Below are 21,327 nucleotides of genomic sequence, written 5' to 3'. Positions count from 1 at the left end.
CGACGAGCGCGAGGGGCGCCCGCGCGCGACGCGCCCCAAGGCAGGAGATCTTCTCCCACGGCACGAAGGATGGAGCTGCGACGATGACCACCCGATCCGATTCACTAGACATTCGACTAGAGCTCTCCGGCTTCTCGTCCGACCTCCTCCAGGTGAACAGGCTGTCCGGGCGCGAGGCGATCTCTCAGCTCTTCACGTTCGAGGTCGAGGTGGCCTGTCCGAGCGACGCCGGGGTCGACGGACAGACCTTCACGGGCGAGAGCGTCGCGATCGTCTTCGAGCAGGACGGGGTCGAGCAGCGGCGCGTCCACGGGATGATCGCGGAGGTCCACGACCTCCTCGGGAACCTGCGCGATTACCGCGCGTACCGGCTGCACATCGTCCCGCGCGCCTTCCGGCTGACGCTGGTCGAGACCACCGAGATCTCGATGAACAAGGCGGTGCCGGACCTCATCAAGCAGAAGCTCGAGCTCGTGGGCCTGAGCGGGAGCGACGTGGAGCTCAGGCTCTCGGGCACCTACCCGCCGCGGGAGTTCACGGTGCAGTACCAGGAGACCGATCTCGCCTTCATCAGCCGCCTGGCCGAGCACGCCGGGATCAGCTTCTTCTTCGAGCACCAGGACGGGCAGGACACGATGGTCTTCACCGACGGCGCCGGGTTCAACCCCGCGGCCGGCGCCGAGTCCGTCCATTTCCGCGAGCGGGGCGAGACGCGGGACGTCTTCGAGATCGAGGCGAGATCGCGGCTCGTGCCGAGCGTGTATGTGGCCCGCGACTACAACTACCGGCAACCGATGCTCGATCTGACGTCGGAGCACGTCCTCTCGACCGGGTATGCGGGCGGCGTCGTCGAGTATGGCGGCCATTACAAGACGCCGGCGGAGGGGAAGGCGCTGGCGCAGGTCCGGGCCGAGGAGCGGCAGGCGACGCAGCTCGTGTATGCGGGCAGGAGCTCGGTGTGCGCGATCACCGCGGGCGGGCGATCGGTGCTGGAAGGGCACCCGAGCCTGGAGTCGCTCGATCTGCTCGTCGTCGAGGTGGAGCACCGCGCGTCACAGGCGGCCGGCGGCCAGGGCGGCGGCGACGAGCCGCGGCGCTACGTGAACACCTTCCGCGCGATCCCGGGCAAGAACACGTACCGGCCGCCGCGCGTCACGAAGGCGCCCCGGATCAGCGGCGTCGTCACGGGGATCGTCGACGCCGGGCCGGGGGGCGGGGGCAACGACGCGCAGATCGACGATCAGGGCAGGTACATGATCCGGTTCCTGTTCGATACGGGGGCGGCCGGCGGCGTGTCGTCCAGGCCGGTGCGCATGCTCCAGAACCACGCTGGAGCGAACTACGGCACGCATTTCCCGCTCAAGCCGGGGACCGAGGTGCTCATCGCCTTCGTGAACGGCGACCCGGATCGGCCGGTCATCGTGGGCGCCGCGCCCAACCCGCTGACGCCCTCTCCGGTCAACAGCGCGAACCGGTCGACTCACCGGATCAAGACGCAGGGAGGCATCGTCTTCGATCTCGTGGACGAGTGAGCCGCCTCGATGACGCCGCTCAGGGAGCTGGCTTCTTGCCGGGCGCGGGGCCCGAGGCGGAGGAGGCACCCTGGGCGCCTGTCATGGCCCGGATGGCGTAGTTGAGGGCGGCGCGCAGGTTGCGTTGCGTGTTGAGCTGGGTGAGGTCGAGGCCCAGCGCGACCATGGTCTGGGCGACCGTCGGCTTGATGCCGGCGACGATGCCGTCCGCGCCGAGGAGGCGGATGGCGGTGATGAGCTGGATGAGGTGGCTCGCGACCCTGGTGTCGACGACCTCGACGCCGGTGAGGTCGAGGATGGCGAAGCGCGCCCGCTTCTCGACGATCTGCGCGAGCAGGCTGTCCATGACCTCGGCCGTGCGGACGCTGTCGACCGTGCCGACCATGGGGAGCGTGAGCACGCCGTCCCAGACCTCGATGATCGGCGTCGAGAGATCGCGGATCACCTTCTGCTGCGCCGCGATCTGGTCGAGCTGGATGCGCAGCTCCTTCTCGACGAGCCTGGACTCCGACACGTCGAGCGAGACCCCGAGCACGCCGTCGATGCCGCCGCCGGGCTCGCTGCGGAGCGGGATGAGCCAGGTGTCCCAGTCGGCGCCGTGCGCCTCGCCGCGACCGCGGCGTACCTGGCCGTCGTACCATTGCCGCATGTCGGCCTCGATCTCCGGGGTGGCCGCATAGAGGTCGTACACGCTGTGCCCGACGTGCTGCCCCCGCTTCATCCCGGCCTTCGTGACCGACTTGCCGTCGTGATAGACGTAGATCCCGTCGCGGTCGAGCGCCCATATCGTCATGGGATCCACGTGCTCGACGAGGCCGTCGAGGATGCGTGCCTTGAGCCGGAGCGTGTTCAGCTCGTCGTCGGCCATCGGGGTCGCGACGGCCAACGGCGCGGGCGCGGCCGCGGGCGCCGGGCGGAGCGAGCCGAGGACGGCGCTCCGGTCGGACGATCGGCTGGCGCTGCACGACAGCGGCCGGTAGGCGCCGCCGCCGTCGCGCAGGCGCACGCTGAACGAGACGGGCTCGTCCCTCTGAAGGAGCGACGACCAGGCCGCCGAGAGCGCGGCGCGATCGTCCGGGTGCGCGAGATCCGCGAGGCGCGCGCCCCCGTCGATCCCGGGGCCCAGCGCCTCGCGGAGTCCGCCGCTCCCGTGGAGCAGCGCTCCGTCGGCCGAGGCGATGAAGAGCAGATCGGGAGAGCGGGCGAAGAGCTCACCGAGCAACACACTGGGGGCAGATTCCATCAGTCTCACGACTCCTCAGAGAGCAGAGAAGGATAAGTGTATCGTGAACGGAGCAGGCTGCGAAAGAGCTCCCTGGAGGCCGTCATGCGATTGAGCCGGGAGAAACGCGCCACGACGTGGGGGCGCTAGCGCTAGCGTGGCGAGCGCTGCGCGGCAAGACGGTGAGCCGGCTCGCCGCTGAATGAGCTACGGCGAGGTGGGCCGAGGACGGGAAGGCGCCGCTTGCGTGGACCGGAGCGGGAGACGTGGTGAGAGGTGCGGTGCTCGAGCGCGGACCCCAGGTCCTCCACGATCTCTCCGGCGATCACGTCCGGCGCCGGCAGGTTCTCGGAGGTTTCCTGAATAAGGTCACCACACTATCTCCCTGTCGTGGGCGCCTGCCGCCGTGGCTGCGGTCGTCCTGGTCGCACCGGTGATCGGCGACGCTTCGGTGCGCTAGCCTTCGCCCCTCAAGCTACCTCCTGAAACGACGGTCGTTCAGCAGCTTCCAAGCCTTCTTGTGGTCCGATGTTGTTCCACGTCGGATCTCTCGGATCGTTGTCCACAGCAGCTGGCCTGGGAACTCACGAAGAATGGATCCCTTGCAACACCCGCCGATGAACAACATCGCAATATCGTCGAGGTTTTCGTTCGTGTCGCAGCTCTGAGCCAGCGCGAGCGAGGGACCAAACAAGGGCGGAATCGGCGCAAGAATCCCAAATAGGCTTGAGAGCACAATCCCGACAATGACGGCCCTGCGCGCGCTCCACCCCCTTCCAATTCATCTGTCAGTCGAACCTGCCGCCGAGCAACGGCTCGAACGCGTGGTAAGCCTCATAGCTCTTGAAGTGCCGCGCGTAGATGTCAGCGCCGTCATCAAGAGTGTCCGAAAGAACACGGCTTACATCCACAACGTGCTTCAGCTTCCAGTGAATCTCCTGCCCTAGAACATTCTTGAAGCACGTTTCATGCGCACGGCTGTGTTGCTCGGCGCGCGCGCGTGCCTGCTCCTCACTTTCGGCGCGCACCAGCGCGAAGCACTCTTCGTACATGGGTGTGTACGATGGGTCCGGTGACCAAGACTCGTAGAGTATAACGGCAACATAGAGATCGCTGTTCGGGCTGGATTCCATGGATGAACTCGCTTGCCTGTGCGACTTTGACCGGGAGTGTAACGCCGCGTGATGCCGAGATCAGCCTGCCCTGTCGCGGGGCGCGGCGGTAGGGGGGTCACGAAGGCAGGTCCTCACGGCGACGCCATGTTCGAGGTGAACCAGACGCCCCTGCCCACCTACGGGATCCCGGGCGCGCTGCAGGTCGAAGGCGACGGCTCGCTGAGCAACACGCTCGAGGCGGGGTTCGACTCGGTGCTGCTCCGCACGGGTACCAACGCGTTCTACTTCGGAGTCCACACCGCGAACGGCAGCGACTGGTGTACCCACGCGCACGACGTGGTGCACCTCGTCTCCGAGCCGCTCGGGCTCAACAAGCCGCTCTTCGACATCCGCCGCGATGGGACCGGCTTCGAGGGCAGCACCGTGGCCGACCTCGGCCTCGCGGAGATCAACCCCGCGCTCGCGCGCGACATCGCGGAGCTGGAGGTCGCGCTCGGCAAGCTGATGGAGGCGATCCTCCGGAACGCCGCCAGGGTCGCCGACCTGAGGGCACGGATGGACCTGCTGCGGCAGCTCGATCTGGAGCTGCACGACCTGGTGAACCGGCCGCTGGACGAGATCTCGCGGACCGACCTCGACGCGATCCTCGACCGGTACAAGGACGTTGTCGACGCGGAGACGCGGGCGGCGATGGAGCAGCTCGTCGACGACCTGAAGAAGAGCGTCAGCGACCTGGAGGACGAGCTCGGGCGGCTGATGGACGAGTTCGGCGCGCAGGCCGACGAGGTGGCGGACCTCGCGACGCAGGACGCGCGCGCCGAGGGATGGAACCCGGACGACCCGTGGGCGTACGCGCTCGGCGAGAGCGAGGTGCCGTGGGTCGAGGTGCCGGACATCGCCGAGGTAGAGGGAGCGTTCGAGGAGGGGAGGGACCCGTATGCGGCGTATGCGGACGGCGTGATCGCGGCGCTGGAGAAGGACGTGAGCGGCGACGTGGTGGTCGCACGGGCGGACTTCGTGGCGAACGTGCGGGCGTGGCGGGCGAACAGCGCGGCGCTGGAGATCGCGCTGCGCGACCGGATGGGCGTGTCGCTCGCGGAGACCAACGCGTTCCTGAAGGCGCAGAACCGGATCACCGGGTTCGTGCGGCAGTTCATGGATGCGTCGGACTGGTTCGTGGACACGCCGGTGCCGGCGGACCTGCGGGCGCAGGTCGACACGGTGCTGAAGCCGCGGTTCGACGCGCTCGCCGACCAGATGAAGGATAGCCTGAACCAGTGGACGGGGGACGGGCTCGACCTGGAGCAGACGCAGCTCTACCAGACGATCAGCGCGTTCGCGGGGGCGATGTCGACCGTCGCCGAAGGGTTCGGGGCGTACGCGGAGGTGATGCAGACGCTGGTGCACGCGACGACGCGCATCGGCGTGGGCTTCGTGCCGGTGGTGGGGCCGGCGCTCGACCTGTGCGAGGCCGTGACGGGCAAGGCGTGGTGCTTGCCGTCGGGGCAGGAGCTCAGCACCGAGGAGCGGATCTTCTCGGGGGTGGGGTTCGGGCTCGGTGCGGTCGGGCCGATGTGGCGCGCGGTCAGTCGCGCCGGCGGGCTGACACCGGATGCGATCCGGGTTGCCGAGGAGATCGCGCAGTTTGGCGAGGAGCTCGCCACGGCCCTGCGCGCACCGCGGCGCACCTGGTACAAGACGCTGCGTGGGGCAGTCACGAGCAAGCCGCTCGACGCGATGGAGAAGAAGGCGGCAAAGTTCATGCTGGACGACGGGCGGGCGCTGATTGGCGTCGGCGACGACGGAGTGCGCCGGGTGCTGGACATACCGAAGGAGTCCCCGCCAAATACGGCCTTGGGAAGGGCTCCCGACTTCCTCACCGTGACCAAGGGAAACAAGCTGGCCCTGACGGAGGTGAAGGATATTGAGCGTGCCACCGGGAAGGTCGACATCGACCACGCACTCACGCAGCTGGAGAACGCGATGAAGAAACTGAGCAAAGAAGGACTCGCCAGCGACGTCGAGCGGATCGAGTTCATCATCCCCAAGGGTGCGCCGCTCAAGAACGAGAATAAGATCGTCAAGGACGGCTATCTGGTCGACGCGCTCACGGGTAAGCGCATCAAGCTTGAAGGCTTTAGGAACCTGGTCATGGTGATCCAGTTATGAGCGTATCAGGTCCCTGGCTCTATGCGTGGTGTGACGAGACGGACAGGGTCGACGCGCTCGCGGCGGCTCTGTCTGCTCTCCTCATCCCGGGGGGGACGTGCGGCTTCCACATCGAGTCCATCGACCATCCCGATAGCACCTGGCGATGGCGCGATACGGTCACCCTCAGCGAGACGGTCGCGGCGGTGCGCGCAGGATTCACCGCAGGGACGCATGTCTTCGCATCCTTCGGCGTGAAGCTGAACTCCGGCAGCGCAATCGAACTCGCTGTCGAATGCAATGGCGAAGAGTGGGAGCGCCGGTATCCCTCCGGTCCTCTATGCGCACGCCCCGGCGATCGCAGCGATCTACTTCCCTGGAGCCTTCGCATCGCCCTCGGCGGTACCCGCTCTGTCGAGGTCGAGGCGGCGATCCTGGCGATGCAGGTCCAGCAGGATCTCGAAGATCTTATGGTCCGCCTCTGCGCGCCGGATGCGCGTGCGCGCGTGACGGCCGGCGCCTGGACGGAATTCGCGACTTGGGGCCCGCCCACCAAGGCGTGCGCGACCTATCACACCAACGCGGCGTTGGTTGCACACGATCTCGCCCTTACGTGGGTAAACCTGCGGGATGGTGACAAAGTCGCACATTCCGCGGGAATGCCAACGGACGTGTTGCACGCGCGCGTCGACGCCGCGCCGCGCGGAGCGCGCGTCGTTGTTGAGGACGGCGCTGAGCTTTCGCGCGAAGCGGTCCTCAAGGCGCTCACGGAGTCACCGGCTGCGCTGCTCGACGCACTCGAAGCGTCCGCGGTGGCGGATGAGGAATGGCGCACCGTCGAATCGGCCACCCTTGAGACCATCGCAGCGACGAAGGAGGGCGCGCCGACGTGCGAGGTGGACGTGACGTCGCGCAAGCACGTCCAGTTCATCGAGCGCCATGCTCCCTACCACGTGCGTCGCCTCCCGAGCGGCGGCGTGGTGCTGGCGACGCACCCGTACCGCACGCTCTGGCCGCTCTGGGCCGACGCCCTCTTCTTGCTGGGCATCACGTCCTGACGCGAGTTGCCCGCCTGCTCTCCCTCTCAGGTCTCCACCTGGAGTTGCGGGACGGCGCACCCCTCCCTGAGCGCGCGAAGCGCGCGATTTGGGAGGGGCGGACCGCGCGCAGGCGCGGAGCGCCGAGCACGGGCCGGGGGTGGGCATCCGCTCTCTCGGAGCCGTCCTCCGCCGTTTCAGAACCCTCGTCATCGACGACCAACACCGAGGGGTGGAATCCAGATGATCCGCAGGCGTATGCGCTCGGGGAGAGCGAGGTGCCGTGGGTCGAGGTGCCGGACATCTCGGAGGTGGACGGAGCGTTCGACGAGGGGAGGGACCCGTACGCGGCGTACGCGGACGCGGTGATCGCGGCGCTGGAGGCCGACGTGAGCGGCGGGGTCTGAGGATCCCGCACATTTTTTGATCCGTTTCGGACGCGCCAAGCGTCTGAAATGTCATGGGAAATCCCGATGTGCCGGAAACGACGCCTTCGATCGTTCGCGAGTTCGAGACGGTGCAGCTGGGCGATGCGCGCCTGCATCAGCGGGTCCGGGCTGTGGTGGCGCGGCTGAGCGTCGCGCCGGGCGAGAGCTTCCCGGACTCGCTGAAGACAGAGGCAGAGCTGGAGGGCTTCTACCGGCTCCTTGGCAACAAGCGCGTGTCGTATGGTGCGCTGGTGCAAGCCCACAGCGAGCAGACCCTCGAGCGCATGGCCGGTCACGACACGGTTCGCGCGGTGCATGACACCACCGCGGTCGCCTTCGACGGCGACGGAGCACGCAAAGGGCTCGGTCCGCTCAACGGCAAGGACACGCAGGGCTTTTTGGCGCACGCGACGCTCGCCGTGGCCACCGACGCGATCAACCAGCCGCTCGGATTGCTGGGCCTTGCCTGCTGGGCCCGCAAAGCCTCCGCCCTCTCCAAGAGCCCACGCAAGAAGAACAGGACGGGCAGCGACTATGCGCGCGTGACCGACAAGGAGTCGACGCGCTGGCTGCGGCAGGTAGAGGCGGCCGAGCAGGCCGTGGGCGACCGCACGTCGCTGCTGCACGTCATGGACCGCGAGGCCGACGCCTACCCGCTTCTGTGCGCCATGGTCGAGCAGGGCCACCGCTTCGTCGTGCGCATGGCGCGCGATCGGAACGTGTCGGAGCTGGCCGAGGACGAAGAGGAATCGCTCGACGACAGCGCTCCGCTGCGGCTGAGCGAGGCGCTGGTCGAGCTGCCGATCCGGCTCAGTCGCGAGGTTGTGCTCACCCAACGCCGCGCCGGACCGGTACCTGCGAGCAAGCGCGCGCACCCCGCGCGCTCGGAGCGGAGCGCCACGCTGGGCGTCGGCGCTCGGCGCGTGGCGCTGCGCCGTCCCTACTACCTGCCCGAGCTGGCCGAAGAGCTCGCGGTCAACGTCGTGTTGGTGCAGGAGATCGACACGCCAGCGGGCGAAGAGCCGGTCGCGTGGGTGCTGGCGACCAACGAGCCCGTCGACACGCCCGACCAGATCGCAGCGATCGTCGACCATTACCGGGCACGGTGGCTCATCGAGGAGTTCTTCAAGGCGCTCAAGACCGGCTGCGCCCTCGAGACGCGCCAGCTCGAGAGCTTCCGGAGCCTGACGAACGCGATGGCGCTGTTCGCCCCGATCGCGTGGCAGATGCTGCTGCTGCGCTCTCTGTCACGCCTTGAGCCCAACGCGCCCGCGGAACGAGCCCTGAACCCCACGCAGCTGAAGCTGCTGCACCAGCACCAGCCCAAGAAGCTGCCGGCTCAGGGGGCGACGGTAGTCGATGCGCTCTACGCCGTTGCCGGTCTTGGTGGACACCTCAAGCGCAACGGTCCCCCCGGCTGGCTGACGCTCGCACGCGGAATGCAAACCTTGCTCATGCTGGAGACGGGCTGGAACGCCGCCCTCGCCAACACAGCGAAAATTAAGGGGGAAATGTGATCAATCCTCAGGCGGCGGGGTGGTCGTCGCGCGGGCGGACTTCGTGGCGAACGTGCAGGCGTGGCGAGCCAACAGCGCGGCGCTGGAGATCGCGCTGCGCGACCGGATGGGCGTGTCGCTGGCGGAGACGAACGCGTTCCTCAAGGCGCAGAACCGGATCACCGGGTTCGTGCGGAAGCATTGCGTTGTTGTGCCGAAATTTCTCACGGGGAGCGGCTGCCTTGTGCCTGCTGGCTCGGCGGTACACGGGCGGGCCTCTCATCGTGACATGCTCCACGCGCTGAGCTTGTACTATTCTTCGCGGCAAGAGACGCGCGGCGTGGTCTCGCGGCGCGACGTGTGAAGAGCGGTGGTCGGAGCTCTGGAAGTCAGGTAGGTGCTCTCGATGCGTCGGTCTATGAATCAAGCGCGGAGTGAACGGGGACCCGATTTCTATGCGTGGTGCGACGAGGCGGACCGGTTCGACGCCTTCGCGGCGGCCCTCTCCGCGCTCGTCTACCCGGGGGGACTCTGCGATGTCAGCCTCTCCACGCCTGGATCCTCCGAACACCTGTGGCGCAGCAGGGTTCCCCTCGACGAGGTCATCGCGGCGACACGTCCCGCCTTCAAGGCACGCTCGCAGATATGTGTGGATTTCGGCACGAAGTGGAGATGGCTGGCCAGGTATGGTCTGAGCCTGGACTGCTATGGTGAAGAACACGAACGCCGGTGGGCCAGCGGCCCTCTGCGCATACACACCTACGAGTGGAAGGGGCTCTACCCGTATTGCCTCGAGATCGCCATCGGCAACGAGGCGCGCTCCGTGGAGGCCGAGGCGGCGATGATCTCGATGCAGTTCGAGCAGGACATGGAGGAGATCCTGCTCGGCCTGTGCGCGCCGGACGCGCGTCCCCGCGTGACGACCGGCTCGTGCGCGGCCGTCTCCAGCTGGCCCGCGCCCGTCGAGGCGTGTGCGACCTACCACGCCGATGCCGCGAGCATCGCGCGGGATCTCGCCCTGTCGTGGGTGCACATCCACGACGGCGACATCGTGCGGCGCGCCGCGGGCTTGTCCCTGGACGCGCTGCGTGCGCGCGTCGAAGCGGCTCCCAGAGGGGCGCGCGTCGGGGTCGCAAGCACCGTCGAGCGCGTCGACGAGCACGACGACCTCGACCGCGATGCGTCCCGATCGCGGGCCGAGCGGCCGACCCGCCCGGACGCCATTCGGCGCGTCCCACGCGCCCGCCTCGTAGGTGACGAGGATCTCACGCGCGAACAAGTGCTCGCGGCGCTCTCCATGCCGCCGGCCACGCTGGTCGGCGCGCTCGAAGCCTCGGCGGTGCCGGACGAAGCATGGCGCGCCGTCGAGCCTCGCGCGCGCGAGCTCGTCCAGGAGATCATCGAAGAGCCCAGGGAGGGCGAGGCCTCCTACGAGGTGCAGGTCGCCACGGGGAGACACGTCCGGTTCATCGAGCGCCACTCGCCCCACTACGTCCGGCGCCTTCCGAACGGCGGCCTGATGCTGGTCACCCACCCCTTCCGCACGCTCTGGCCGCTCTGGTCCGACGCCCTCTTCGTACTCGGCCTCATGTCCTGACGGAGAGTCTCCCCCGCTCTCTCCACGTCGAGCTCTGCACCTGTCGCACCTGCGCTTGCCATAGGGCCGGTCTCCGCTCCCACAGACTCCACCCCTCCAGCCCCGCAAGCACCCTTCCAACCGCGGCTCCCGCCGTGTGATAACCTCGCAGGACGCATGGCACCCTACCGCTCCTCTCGCGAGGACCGCGCCGCGCCCCCGCCGCCGCCCCCAGGCCCGGTCGCCGACATGGTGCAGCAGTTCGCCGACCCGTACGCCTTCCTGCGGGAGCTCGTGCAGAACGGCATGGACGCCGGCGCGCGGAAGATCGACGTGCGCGTCGAGACGCTGCCCGGCGCGTGCGCGACCTCGGTCACCGACGACGGGTGCGGCATGAGCCGCGAGGACATCGAGGGCCCGCTGCTCACCCTCTTCAGCTCGTCGAAGGAAGGCGACGCGACGAAGATCGGGAAATACGGCGTCGGCTTCGTCTCCGTGTTCGCCCTCCAGCCGGAGCAGGTCGACGTGGAGACGTGGTGCGACGGACAGGCATGGCTCCTCCGGCTGCACAGCGACACGAGCTACGAGCTCGAGGACGCCGGCCCGCGCCAGGGCAGCGGCACGCGCGTGACCCTGCTCCAGCGGCTCGACCGGGAAGCGTTCGTCGAGCACGCGCGCCGCGCGCACGCCGCGCTCCGCCGGTGGTGCCGCCACGCCGACCGCGAGATCACCCTCAGCATCGCAGACCACGAGGGGGGCTCCCGGACGGGCGCCCTGCGCATCGACGCGCCGCTCTCCATCGCAGCGCCCGTCTCCGTGACCGCCGTCGAGGAAGAGACCACCGTCGTTGTCGGTCCCTCCGCCGGCGCTCAGCACCTCGCGCAGCCCACGAGCGGGGACCCCGCCGTCGAGCACGGCCAGAGCTTCGCCGGCTTCTACAACCGCGGGCTCACCCTGTTCGAGGCCGCGGACGAGCTCTTCAGCGGGCTCTCGGGCGTGCGGTTTAAGGTGATGAGCCCCCACCTCCAGCACACCCTGAGCCGCGATAACGTGCGCCGCGACGACGCGTTCTGGGAGGCGATCGCGCGCGTGCGCGAGCTCGTCAAAGGTCCGCTCCGGCGCGAGCTCGCCGCCCGCCTCCCGGAGGCCGCGGCCGCGGCAGCCGCCGGCGAGGCCGAGGGCGCCGCCGCCTACGCGGCGATGCTGGAGGCAGCGCTGTCGCCGCCGACCGCGCTCGATCCGGACGAGATCCCGTTCCCGCTCGCGAGCCCCGTCGCCGGCGACCGCAGCCGCGCGGGGCTCCGGGCGCTCGCGCCGGGGCGCGAGCCGCTGCTGGTGGCCAGGCGATCCGACGCGCTGACCGCGGCCATGGCCCGCGGCGGGCTGCCCGTCGTGCTGTGCAACCACCCCGCGACCAGGACGCTGCTGAAGCGGTGCTTCCCGGCGGCGCGCGTCGAGAAGGCGCACGCCGCCTACCTGCTCGTCCGCGAGGAGCGCGAGGAGCCGAAACGCGCCCGCGCGGCCGACGCCGCGCTCCTCCAGGTGATCGCCGACGCGCTCGCGCGCGCCCGGCACGGGGTCGCCCGGGTGAGCCTCTGCCAGGTCGAGGGCGCCCTACGCCAGCGCAGCGGGTTCCTCCTGCCCGGGAGCGGGGAGCGCGCCGGGCCCGAGCAGAGCTGCCACGCGGCGCGCGAGGTCGTGCGCCGCGCGGCGCGCTTCCCGCCAGGACACGCCCTCTACCTCAACGTCGAGAGCGACACCGTGGCCCTCGCGCGCAGGCGCGCCGCCGTCGACGCGGTGACCGCCGGCAACCTGCTCGCCCGCGCGCTGCTCGTCGAGGCCAAGGGGCCGCTCGATCCCGACGACAGCGACCGGCTCCTCGACCTCTCGGCGAGCCCGCCGCCGCGCGCTGGGGCGGCGCGCGGCGAGAGGGCGACCGCAGGCGGCGCGCGCCCCGCGCCGAGGGGGTCGCAGCGGTGAGCCGGGTCGTCGCCCGCGGCGCGATCCGCGTCGATGCCCGCCGCGCCGTCCAGAAGCTCAGGGAGCACCTGCTCGTCGACCTGGACCTCTACCTGCTCGAGCTCGTCCGCGCCGCCGCGGCCGGGGGCGCGACGCAGATCGATCTCCGCTACGACGCCGACGACGTCGTCGTGACCTTCGACGGAGAGCCGCCCGACGGGCCCGCCCTGGAGCGCCTCCTCGACCACGTGCTCAACGCCGCGCCCGACGCCGCGTCCCGGAGGCTCCGCCTGCTGGCGCTCGGCGTGAACGCGGCGCTCGGGCTGCGCCCGGCGCGCGTCGACCTGCTCACGACCGGGCCGTCCAGCGAGGCCAGCGGCGCGAGCTGCACGCGCGTGCGCTTCACGCCCGCCCTGATCGAGGCGCCCGCCGAGGCGCCCGCGCCGGCCGCCGGCCCCGCCTGCGACGAGGTCCCGAGGCCGCCCGGAATGCCCGCGGCCGGCCTGCGCATCGAGGTGCGGCGGAGGCTCGGCTGGTCGGTGCTCCGCCGGGCCATCACGGGCGATAGCCCGCCCGAGCTCGCGCACCTCGCCGCGGCCACCGGCGATTTCCCGATCCCGATCGCGCTCGCCGGCGAGCCGCTGCGCCGCGCTCTCCCGAGCAGCGATCTCCAGGTGCTCGTGCGCGTGCCCTTCCACGTGCGCGGCGCGCGCCGCGCCGCGCTGGAGATCGTCGCGCCCCCCGAGCCCGAAGGAGGTCCGGCCAGCTCGGCGCCCCGCTCGCGCCCCCTCGCCGCGCCCATTCCCGCTCCCCTCCCCTCCGGCCTCCCCGCCGTCGACTACCTCGAGCACGGCGTGCGGCTCGTCCGCGAGCGCTGGAGCTTCGCCCCGCGGTTCCCCTCGGAGCCCTACCAGGGCGTCGAGCTCCCGGTCCGCGTCGTCGTCGACGCGGACGCGCTGCCCACCAACGCGTCGCGCTCGGCGGTGCGCGAGGACGCGCCCCTCCGCGCGCGGCTCCGCGAGGCGGCGGCCGGCGCGCTGCTCGACGCCATCCAGGCCCTCGCCGCGCTCGTCTGCGGCGAGGGCGCGGTCCCCGACGGCGCGGTCGTCGTCGACGAGGACCGCGGCCGGCTCGCGGACGCGCTCGCGGCCTTCGCCTGCGTCGCGACCGGGGCGGCGCGGGCGGGCGCCGAGCTGCCCGCCGAGGCGCAGGCCGTGCGCGAGCTCCCTCTGCTCCGCGACGGGCGGGGGCGGCCGACGTCGCTCGCGGCGCTCGACGCGCACGATGCGCCGCGGCTCTTCCTGTTCCGCGGCGACGCGAGGCTCCCGAAGGAGCTCGCCCCCTGGGCCGGCGACGTGGTCTGGAGCCCGGGGGGCCTCGTCGAGCGCGCGCTCGCTGGGCTCCCGCTCTCCGACGCCGAGGCCATGATCGAACAAGTGAAGCTCGGCGCCGAGCGCCGCAGGGCGTTCCTCCTGCACGCGACCGGCGATCCCGTCGTGCCGCCCTCCCCGGAGCACGCGTTCCGCGACGCCTTCCAGGTGAACGAAGGGCCGCTCGCCGGCCTCCGCGGCGAGCTCGCGGTCTTCGCCGACGCCCGCGAGCCCCCGCGCGGCGCGGAGGTCCGGGTGTTCGTGGACGGGCGGCACCTCGAGACCGTGGAGCTCGATCCCGCCGCCGTCCCCTTGCCCGTCGAGATCGCGCTCGCGTGGAAGGGGCGCGTGCGGCCGCGGTTCGCGTACGACGGGGTCGAGCGCGACGCGCGCTTCTGGCGCGCCGTCCGCCACGCGCTGAAGGTCGCGCTCGCCGCGGCCGACCGCGAGGCGAAGCGGCTCTTCAGCCCGGGGGACGCTCAGCCAGGCGCGCGCTCGACGACGCCCGCGCCTGCGCCCGAGAGCGAGCTCGCGCGCGTGAGGCCCGCGCTGCGCGCCGCGATCGGCGCGGCGTTCTGCGCGCCGCAGCGCCTCGGCGCCGGGGACGGCGGCTCCGGGCGCGGAGGCGGCGCGGCGCCGGCCCCGGACGACGGCCTCGCGCCTTTGAGCTTCGAAGGCCTCCTGGACGCGCAGATCTGGCCCACGCTCACGGCGGGGTTGTTCGTGAGCGTGAACGGCCTCTCTGCGCTCTCCCGGACGACGCGCGGCCTCTGCACGGCGCCGCCCGAGGCGCGGGGGCGCGCGGCCGACCGGAGGATGGTGCTCGCCGTCTCGCAGCGCGAGCTCGACTGGCTCGCCGCCGCGCTCCCGGAGCGCGAGCTCGTCCCCTACGGCCCGGGGCTCTTCACCGAGGACGAGCTCGCGGTGCGAGGGCCGGCGCGGCGGCGCGCGCTCGCGGCGTCCCTGGAGAGGCTCGGGGCGATCCCCGCCGGCGCGCCGGTCCTCAAGCTCAGCGGCCCCGGCTTCCTCGCGTTCGCCACGCCGAGCGACGCGACGGTGGAGGTGTGGCACCACGCGTCGCGGCCCCTCGCCACCCTGGAGGCCGCGCCGCTGTTCAGCCCCGCCGCCATCGCGATCGACGACGACACGGCGGCGCCGAACAGCGGCTGGGACGGCCTCCTGTCGCCACGCAACAACGCCGCCGTCCACGCGGTCGAGCGCGCGCTCCTCGAGGCGCTCGTGGCCGCGCTGGAGGGCGACGCCGCGGCGCGCGCGCGGCTCGGCCTGCGGGGCGATCCGCGCGGCAGGCCCGACGCCCGCGTGAGCGTCTACCTTCTCGACAGCGTGCAGGCGCTCCAGGCGCGCGCGCGGGCGCCCGGAAGCGCGCCCCTCGAGGCGGCCCGGAGCGAGCTCGCCGCCCGCATCCGGCGCCTGCCGCTGCTCGGGATGCTCGACGCGCGCGGCCAGGAGGTCGCGTGCTCGCTCGAGACCCTCGACGCGACGCACCCGGCGCCCGCGCCGATCCCGGTGCTCGACGCGGCGCCCGGCTTCGAGACCCTCTCCTGGCATCCCCTCGTCGCCCGCAACCCGCGAGAGCGCGCGGCCCTGATGCGGTGGGCCGGCGGGCGCGCCCTGCTGGCGCAGAGCGGGGTGCCGGCGCGGCGGCAGCGCGCCGCCGCCGAGCAGGAGCGCCGCGCGTCCGCCGGCAAGGCGCTGCAGGAGCATGGCCCGCGCGGGGCCGCTGTCCCGCCGCGCGCGCCGCTCGCGCTGCCGGGCGCGCCCTCGCACCCGCTGCTGCGGGTGAGCGCCGCCGCGCTCGGCGTGCAGGGGCTCGAGGGCGAGATCGAGATCGTCGAGGGGCCGGTGTCGGACGCCCGCTTCGTCGGCCCCGACGGCGCGGAGCGGCGCGTGGAGGTGGAGCTGCCGATCCCGCTCCGCCTCCTCGTGCGCGCCGGCGCGGCGGACCCGTCGAGGGACGCCTTGCGCGCGATCCTGACGCGCCTCGCGAAGGCCGCTGGCCGCCACCTGATCGCGCTGGCGCCGCGCTTCGACGAGCTGCCGCCGTTCGCGCGGGGCCACGCGCGCCGCGCCGTCCTGAAGACGCTGGCCCAGGGCAAGCGCGTCGTCGCGGAGGCGGCGCGCGCGCCGCTCTTCCACGACATCGAGGGGAACCTCTTCTCGCTCGACGACCTCCGGCGCGACCCGCGCGCCGAGTGGCTGTGCACCTCGACGCCGCCGCCCTACCCGAAGCAGCGCTACGAGCGGCCGGTCCTCGCGCTGAGCAGGCCCGAGCGGCTGCAGCTCGCGACCGCCGTGATCGTCAACGAGTTCACCGACGCGGTCGCGCGCGATCGCGCGGCCGAGGAGCGCCTCACGGCGCCGCCGCTCGCCGCCGTCGGCCTCGACGCGGCCGCGCGCGCGGCGTGCTTCGCGATCCTGCCCTTCGAGCAGCCGGGCGGCGCGCAGGAGGGCGCGCCGCCCGCGCACGGCGAGATCGGCCTGCTCGCCCCGGAGCACGCCGGGGCGGCGGGCATCGCGGTGCACGTGGGGCGCCGCCCGCTCTGCGCGCTCGACGCCGGCGACGGGTGGCCCCTGTGCGCGGCCATCAACGACGACGCGCTCGAGCCGAACCGCGCCTTCGACGGGCTCAAGGGCCGCGGGGACGCGTCGAGGCTGCGGCAGGCGGTGCGCGACGCCGCCGCGAGGTGGCTGCGCGCCCGGCTCGCGCCGCCCGGCGACGCGCTCGCGACGCGGTGGATCGACATCGCCACCACCTGGCCCCGGCCGCTGTTCGTGACCGGCGCGCTGTGGCTGCCCGCGCGGTGGCCGCGCGCGCCCGAGGTGCTCGTCGCCGCGCCCTCCGCGGCGATCCTCGGCGAGGGCGGCGACGGCGGCTTTACCCCGCTCGCGCTGCGCTGCGGGACGGGCGTGGGCTCCGGGACGACCGGCGTGGCCCCGCTCGCGCCGGTCGAGGGGAGGCTCCTCGTGTGGCCGCCGCGCGAGGCGCGCTGGGAGGCCATCGCGGAGCTCGCCATGGAGGCCGCGGCCTCCATGGCGGCCGAGCTCTCGGATCAGGCGGCCGCGGCGCCGTACCTGTGGAACTTGCACCTGCTCGGCCGCCTCTCCGGCGGCAAGCTCGCGGCGCGGACCGCCTCCGGGGAGAGCGTCGGCCCGGCGGCGGTCCGCGCCGAGCTCGCGGCGAGCGGCTGCCTGTGGATCACCGATCGCCGGGGGAGCGCGGACGGCGATTTCCCGGACGGCTCGCCGCCGTTCGTGCTGCTCGACGACGGCTCGCCGCTCGTCGAGGTGCTGCGCCACCGCGCCGCCCCCGGCGCGCTGCGCGAGCTCGGCGCCCTCGCGGCGACGCCCGCCCCGGCCGTGGCGATCGCGGAGGAGATCGGCCCCGCCTCCGGGACGGGCCTCCCGGCCGCGGACGCCCGCGGCGCGGAGGCGCCCGCCGCGGAGGCGCCCGCGGCCACCGGCGGCGCGGAGGCGCCCGCCGCGGAGGCGCCCGCGGCCACCGGCGGCGCGGAGGCGCCCGCCGCGGAGGCGCCGCCCGACTCGAGCGGCGCGCGGGCCTGGGCGATCGCGCTGTGGCGCAGCGTGCTCGGCCTGCTCGGCGGCGAGGCGGGGCCGGAGCCCGGCGCCACGCCCGAGGGGCAGGAGGCGGCCGCCGGGAGCCCGCTCGCGGCCGCGCTCCACGAGGCCATCGTCCGGATGAACCTCGAGGGGTCCCCGGTGCGCGCCGTCGTCGAGGGCCGCTCAGGGCGGCCGATCCGTTACGACGCGAGCCGGAGCCACATCGTCGTCAACACCGAGCACGAAGCGCTCGCGTGGCTGCGCGCGCGCGGGGCACCCGACCCGGCGGCCGTCGCGCTGCTGGCGGCGGCCGCCGTCGGCGAGGTGAACCGGGCGCTGAGGTCGGTCACCGACGCGGAGGAGCGCCGGGCGCTCGATCATCTGCTGCGTTCCATCGGGTAGCGCGCGCGAGCGCCCCGCCCCCGGCGTTGCCCGCGCGCCGCCGGGGCGCAAAGCTCTTCCCCGTGGACACCGTCTTCACCGTCGGCCACGGCACCCGCAGCGTGGAGGAGCTCGTCGAGCTGCTCGGCGAGGGGCCGGCCGACACGCTGGTCGATGTCCGGAGGTTCCCGGGATCGAGCCGCTCCCCTCACCTCGGCCGCGCCGCGCTCGCCGAGGCGCTGCCCCGGCTCGGGGTGACCTACGTCTTCCGCGGCGACGCCCTCGGCGGGCGGCGGACCGGGCGGGCCGACTCGCCGCACGTCGCCTGGGAGAACGCGAGCTTCCGGGCCTACGCCGATCACATGGAGACCGCCGCGTTCCAGCGCGCGCTCTCCGAGCTCGAGGCGGAAGCGCGCGCTGGACGGCGAATGGCCCTCCTGTGCGCCGAGACGCTCTGGTGGCGGTGTCACCGCCGCCTCATCGCCGACGCCCTCGTCGCGCGCGGGCTCGCGGTCGTCCACCTGCTCGGCCCCGGCGCGCAGGCCCAGCACGCGCTGAACCCCGCCGCCCGGCCCGACGGCGCCGGCCACCTGATCTACGACGTCGGCGCGCAGCGCGCGCTGCCGCTCGGCGACGCCGGCGCAGAGCGCGGGCCCGCGCGGCGCGAGCCTGTGCGCCCGCGCCGCGCGCGGTGATCCCGGCCGGCCTGGTGGCCGCGGGCCAGAAGCGCGTCGCATTCCTGCGGACGGCGATTGGCGCGGGAGCCCGCGATCGACCCAAGGTATCGCTGGCCGCTCACCGGCGCCGACCCGAGGGCCCTACGGTACGTGTCAAAAATCACGAAATCCGCGTAGCGGTCCAGTCGGGTATCACCTGAAAAATAGACCATCAGTCGTCGCACTGACGTCCTGATCCCGGCCCACCTGGAGCGCCATCCGCTCCCACGGGGGCTTTCCGCGGAGCGTGACATCGAGCGCGCCCCCGCCCGTCCGGTATGGCGGAGCCGCACCGATTCCGTTACCGTCCCGAAATCACATGAAGGCGCGCCCGATGTGGGCAGGGCCTCCTGGCTCGGGAGACAGTAATGAAAGTGCAACGCATTTCGGCGATCCTGCTCACCTCGGTCGCCTTCTCTGCAGGCTTCATCGGTTGCGGGGACGACGATTCGGACGGGGGCGCAGGCGGCGGCTCTTCCTCTTCGACCACGAGCTCGTCATCGGGAGTCGCAGCGAGCACCAGCGGGGGCGGGAGCAGGGCCGAGTTCCTCGGCACCCGCTGCACGGCCGACGCCGACTGCGGGCCGGACGGCGTGTGCGCCCTGGAGTCGGACGGGGAGGCCGGTCCTGCGGGCGGGTACTGCACGATGGAGTGCATCGACGACGGCGATTGTGAAGGCGAGGGCAGCGCCTGCCTCGGGGGCATCTGTTACCTGGGCTGCGTCTTCGGAGAGCCCGAGCTGGAGTTCATCAACGATGAACTCGACCCGTTCAAGTGCCACGGCCGCGAAGATCTGCGCTGTGAGGATGCGGAGGGCGTGACGGTCTGCATGCCGAACTGCGGCTCCGACTCCCAGTGCTCCGACTCCGGCCGCAGCTGCGATCCCAGGCAGAACGCGTGCGTCGACACGCCGCACGAGGGCCTGCCGATGGGGACCGCGTGCGACCGCGACGCGGACGAGGACCCGTGCGCCGGATGGTGCGCGGGCTTCCCCGGCGGCGTCACCGCGTGCACCGAGTTCTGCGGCTTCGGCGGCGATCCGTTCGAGTCCGACTGCGGCGGGTCCGAGAACGGTATCTGCCTCTACCAGTTCGACGAGGTCGTCGGCGCCGGCGACTTCGGCGCCTGCACCAGGGCGTGCACGGCGCACGACGATTGCCTGTTGCCGAACGCCCGCTGCCAAAATATCGGTTTCCCGGACAACGGCTTCTGCGTCTTCACGAAGCTGCCGTGCGAGGACAACAGCGATTGCAAGGCACCGGACGAGTGCGCCGAGACGCCTGAGGGCTTCTTCTGCCTCGACCCGGCGTTCCCGCTGAGCAACGAGGGCACTGGCGGCGGCGGCGGCGCGGGTGGCGCCGGCGGCAGCGGCGGCGCGGGCGGCACCGGCGGCGCGGGCGGCACCGGCGGCGCGGGCGGCAGCGACGGCACGGGCGGCACCGGCGGCGCGGGCAGCACCAGCAGCGCGGCCAGCACCAGCAGCGCGGCCAGCACCAGCAGCGCGGCCAGCACCAGCGGCGCTGGCGGCGCGGGCGGCACCGGCGGCGCGGGCGGCACCGGCGGCGCCTGATCGCTGAGTCTCAAGACAGGCACTCATCTCATCTCCTCTCCTCTCGACTCCAGGAGGTGAGATGAGCGCCTCGCGCTCAACTCCCGTTCTTCGAAGCACCCGAGACACCGCGGTGGCGGCCGCGACGACGCGTTTCCCGGGGCTCCCACGCGCCCAGGGAGCGGCGCGCGCCGCCGTCGCCCTCCCCTCTCCGTCGCGAGCGCGACGTCTGTCTATCGGCCCGCGGAGGGCGCGCTCGCCCGCGGCGACAGGCCGCGGACGAGGGTCGCGAGCGTGCGCAGCACCGGGGTGTCGACCCCGGCCCGGCGCGCGCGCTCGACCACCGCGCCCTGGAGGATATCGACCTCCGTCGCGCGGCCGGCCCGCACGTCCTGCAGCATCGAGGGCTCGGTGAGCGGGAACTCGGAGCGCGTGAGGGCGAGCATCGCGTCCGCGGTCGCCTCGGAGATCTCCGCCCCTTCCGCCCGCGCGACCGCGATCACCTCGAGCATCGCCGACCGGGTGAGGTCCTCCATCCGCTCCGCCACCACGCCGGCGCGCTGGCCGGTCAGCGCGCAGATCGCATTGAAGGGGGCGTTCCAGACCATCTTCTCCCAGAGCATGGCGCGGTGGTCCGCCCCGCGGCGGACCGGAATGCCCGCGCGCTCGAGCAGCGCGGCGGTCGCCTCGACCCGCGCCTCCTGCCCGGGCCGGTAGGGCGCGAGCCCGGCGCGCGTCGGCGCGAGCGTCTCGATCTCGCCAGGCCCGGCGACGCCCGAGGACATGTACGCGATCGCGGCGATCACGCGCGGCGCGCCGACGTCGCGCGCGACAACGTCCTCGGAGTCGAGCCCGTTCAGGAGGGGCGCGGCGAGGCCGTCCGCGGCGAGCAGCCCGGCGAGCTTCGCGCTCACCGCGGCGAGCGACGGCGATTTCACCGCGATGAGCGCGAGATCGAACGGCCCGCGCGCCCCGTCGAGCGGGGCGACACGGAGCGGGGGAGTGCGCAGCTCGCCGGACGGCGTGCGGACGATGAGCCCGCGGGACCGCATCACCTCGGCGTGCGCGCCCCGCGCGACGAAGGTGACGTCTTCCCCGGCGAGCGTGAGCCGCGCCCCGAAATAGCCGCCCACCGCGCCCGCGCCGACAACGAGGATCCGCATCGGCGGCGACCATAGCACGCTCGAGCCGGACCGCAGCGAACCGGCGAGTGGCGAC

Annotated in this window: 13 protein-coding genes and 1 pseudogene; 11 read left to right on the top strand and 3 right to left on the bottom strand. The window is 72.5% G+C overall.

What is annotated here, in order from left to right; genetic code table 11:
• Positions 1-83 precede the first annotated feature (83 nt).
• Positions 84-1,532 (top strand): type VI secretion system Vgr family protein, encoded by a 1,449-nt coding sequence (locus WMF46_RS45595; protein WP_437982968.1) that lies wholly within the window; start codon positions 84-86, stop codon positions 1,530-1,532.
• 19 nt (positions 1,533-1,551) lie between these two features.
• Here WMF46_RS45595 and WMF46_RS45590 read toward each other — a convergent pair whose 3' ends face one another.
• Positions 1,552-2,775, bottom strand: coding sequence for an STAS domain-containing protein (locus WMF46_RS45590; protein WP_437982967.1), 1,224 nt, complete (start codon positions 2,773-2,775; stop codon positions 1,552-1,554).
• A gap of 767 nt (positions 2,776-3,542) precedes the next feature.
• Complete coding sequence (locus tag WMF46_RS45585; protein ID WP_437982966.1) at positions 3,543-3,887, bottom strand: DUF4288 domain-containing protein; 345 nt, start codon at positions 3,885-3,887, stop codon at positions 3,543-3,545.
• A gap of 126 nt (positions 3,888-4,013) precedes the next feature.
• Here WMF46_RS45585 and WMF46_RS45580 point away from each other — a divergent pair, with 126 nt between their 5' ends.
• From WMF46_RS45580 to WMF46_RS45535, 10 genes and pseudogenes are all read left to right on the top strand, one after another.
• Positions 4,014-6,038, top strand: a complete 2,025-nt coding sequence (locus WMF46_RS45580) for a hypothetical protein (RefSeq protein ID WP_437982965.1) — start codon at positions 4,014-4,016, stop codon at positions 6,036-6,038.
• Positions 6,035-7,075: a hypothetical protein gene (locus WMF46_RS45575; protein ID WP_437982964.1), complete on the top strand. Its 1,041-nt coding sequence runs from the start codon at positions 6,035-6,037 to the stop codon at positions 7,073-7,075. Before WMF46_RS45580 ends, WMF46_RS45575 begins: the two co-directional genes overlap by 4 nt.
• Positions 7,076-7,089: 14 nt before the next feature.
• Positions 7,090-7,458: pseudogene (locus WMF46_RS45570) on the top strand (hypothetical protein); the annotation flags it as partial.
• Between the two features lie 56 nt (positions 7,459-7,514).
• On the top strand, positions 7,515-8,999 hold the full coding sequence (locus WMF46_RS45565; protein ID WP_437979672.1) for an IS4 family transposase: 1,485 nt from the start codon (positions 7,515-7,517) through the stop codon (positions 8,997-8,999).
• Positions 9,000-9,018: 19 nt separating this feature from the next.
• Positions 9,019-9,342 (top strand): hypothetical protein, encoded by a 324-nt coding sequence (locus tag WMF46_RS45560; protein WP_437982963.1) that lies wholly within the window; start codon positions 9,019-9,021, stop codon positions 9,340-9,342.
• A gap of 54 nt (positions 9,343-9,396) precedes the next feature.
• A complete protein-coding gene (locus tag WMF46_RS45555) occupies positions 9,397-10,575 on the top strand; it encodes a hypothetical protein (RefSeq protein WP_437982962.1) in 1,179 nt (392 codons plus the stop codon).
• A gap of 156 nt (positions 10,576-10,731) precedes the next feature.
• On the top strand, positions 10,732-12,534 hold the full coding sequence (locus tag WMF46_RS45550; protein WP_437982961.1) for an ATP-binding protein: 1,803 nt from the start codon (positions 10,732-10,734) through the stop codon (positions 12,532-12,534).
• Positions 12,531-17,864, top strand: a complete 5,334-nt coding sequence (locus tag WMF46_RS45545; RefSeq protein WP_437982960.1) for a hypothetical protein — start codon at positions 12,531-12,533, stop codon at positions 17,862-17,864. Before WMF46_RS45550 ends, WMF46_RS45545 begins: the two co-directional genes overlap by 4 nt.
• A gap of 62 nt (positions 17,865-17,926) precedes the next feature.
• Positions 17,927-18,538 carry a DUF488 domain-containing protein gene (locus WMF46_RS45540; protein WP_437982959.1) on the top strand — a complete coding sequence of 204 codons (612 nt, stop codon included), beginning with the start codon at positions 17,927-17,929 and terminating at the stop codon, positions 18,536-18,538.
• A 389-nt stretch (positions 18,539-18,927) separates the two neighbouring features.
• Positions 18,928-20,130 carry a hypothetical protein gene (locus WMF46_RS45535; protein WP_437982958.1) on the top strand — a complete coding sequence of 401 codons (1,203 nt, stop codon included), beginning with the start codon at positions 18,928-18,930 and terminating at the stop codon, positions 20,128-20,130.
• A 212-nt stretch (positions 20,131-20,342) separates the two neighbouring features.
• On the opposite strand, the gene WMF46_RS45530 is transcribed toward WMF46_RS45535, so the two are convergent.
• Positions 20,343-21,272: a ketopantoate reductase family protein gene (locus WMF46_RS45530; RefSeq protein WP_437982957.1), complete on the bottom strand. Its 930-nt coding sequence runs from the start codon at positions 21,270-21,272 to the stop codon at positions 20,343-20,345.
• Positions 21,273-21,327: the final 55 nt, after the last annotated feature.

It is taken from the genome of Sorangium sp. So ce117 (assembly GCF_051524395.1).
GTDB classification, from domain to species: domain Bacteria; phylum Myxococcota_A; class Polyangia; order Polyangiales; family Polyangiaceae; genus Sorangium; species Sorangium cellulosum_B.
This window is presented reverse-complemented; position numbering and strand designations above follow the sequence as displayed.

Coding starts and splice junctions, on each gene's coding strand:
- WMF46_RS45555 (WP_437982962.1), top strand. CDS start 9,397: ATGAATCAAGCGCGGAGTGAACGGGGACCCGATTTCTATGCGTGGTGC.
- WMF46_RS45565 (WP_437979672.1), top strand. CDS start 7,515: ATGGGAAATCCCGATGTGCCGGAAACGACGCCTTCGATCGTTCGCGAG.
- WMF46_RS45580 (WP_437982965.1), top strand. CDS start 4,014: ATGTTCGAGGTGAACCAGACGCCCCTGCCCACCTACGGGATCCCGGGC.
- WMF46_RS45595 (WP_437982968.1), top strand. CDS start 84: ATGACCACCCGATCCGATTCACTAGACATTCGACTAGAGCTCTCCGGC.
- WMF46_RS45575 (WP_437982964.1), top strand. CDS start 6,035: ATGAGCGTATCAGGTCCCTGGCTCTATGCGTGGTGTGACGAGACGGAC.
- WMF46_RS45535 (WP_437982958.1), top strand. CDS start 18,928: ATGAAAGTGCAACGCATTTCGGCGATCCTGCTCACCTCGGTCGCCTTC.
- WMF46_RS45585 (WP_437982966.1), bottom strand. CDS start 3,887: ATGGAATCCAGCCCGAACAGCGATCTCTATGTTGCCGTTATACTCTAC.
- WMF46_RS45530 (WP_437982957.1), bottom strand. CDS start 21,272: ATGCGGATCCTCGTTGTCGGCGCGGGCGCGGTGGGCGGCTATTTCGGG.
- WMF46_RS45550 (WP_437982961.1), top strand. CDS start 10,732: ATGGCACCCTACCGCTCCTCTCGCGAGGACCGCGCCGCGCCCCCGCCG.
- WMF46_RS45590 (WP_437982967.1), bottom strand. CDS start 2,775: ATGGAATCTGCCCCCAGTGTGTTGCTCGGTGAGCTCTTCGCCCGCTCT.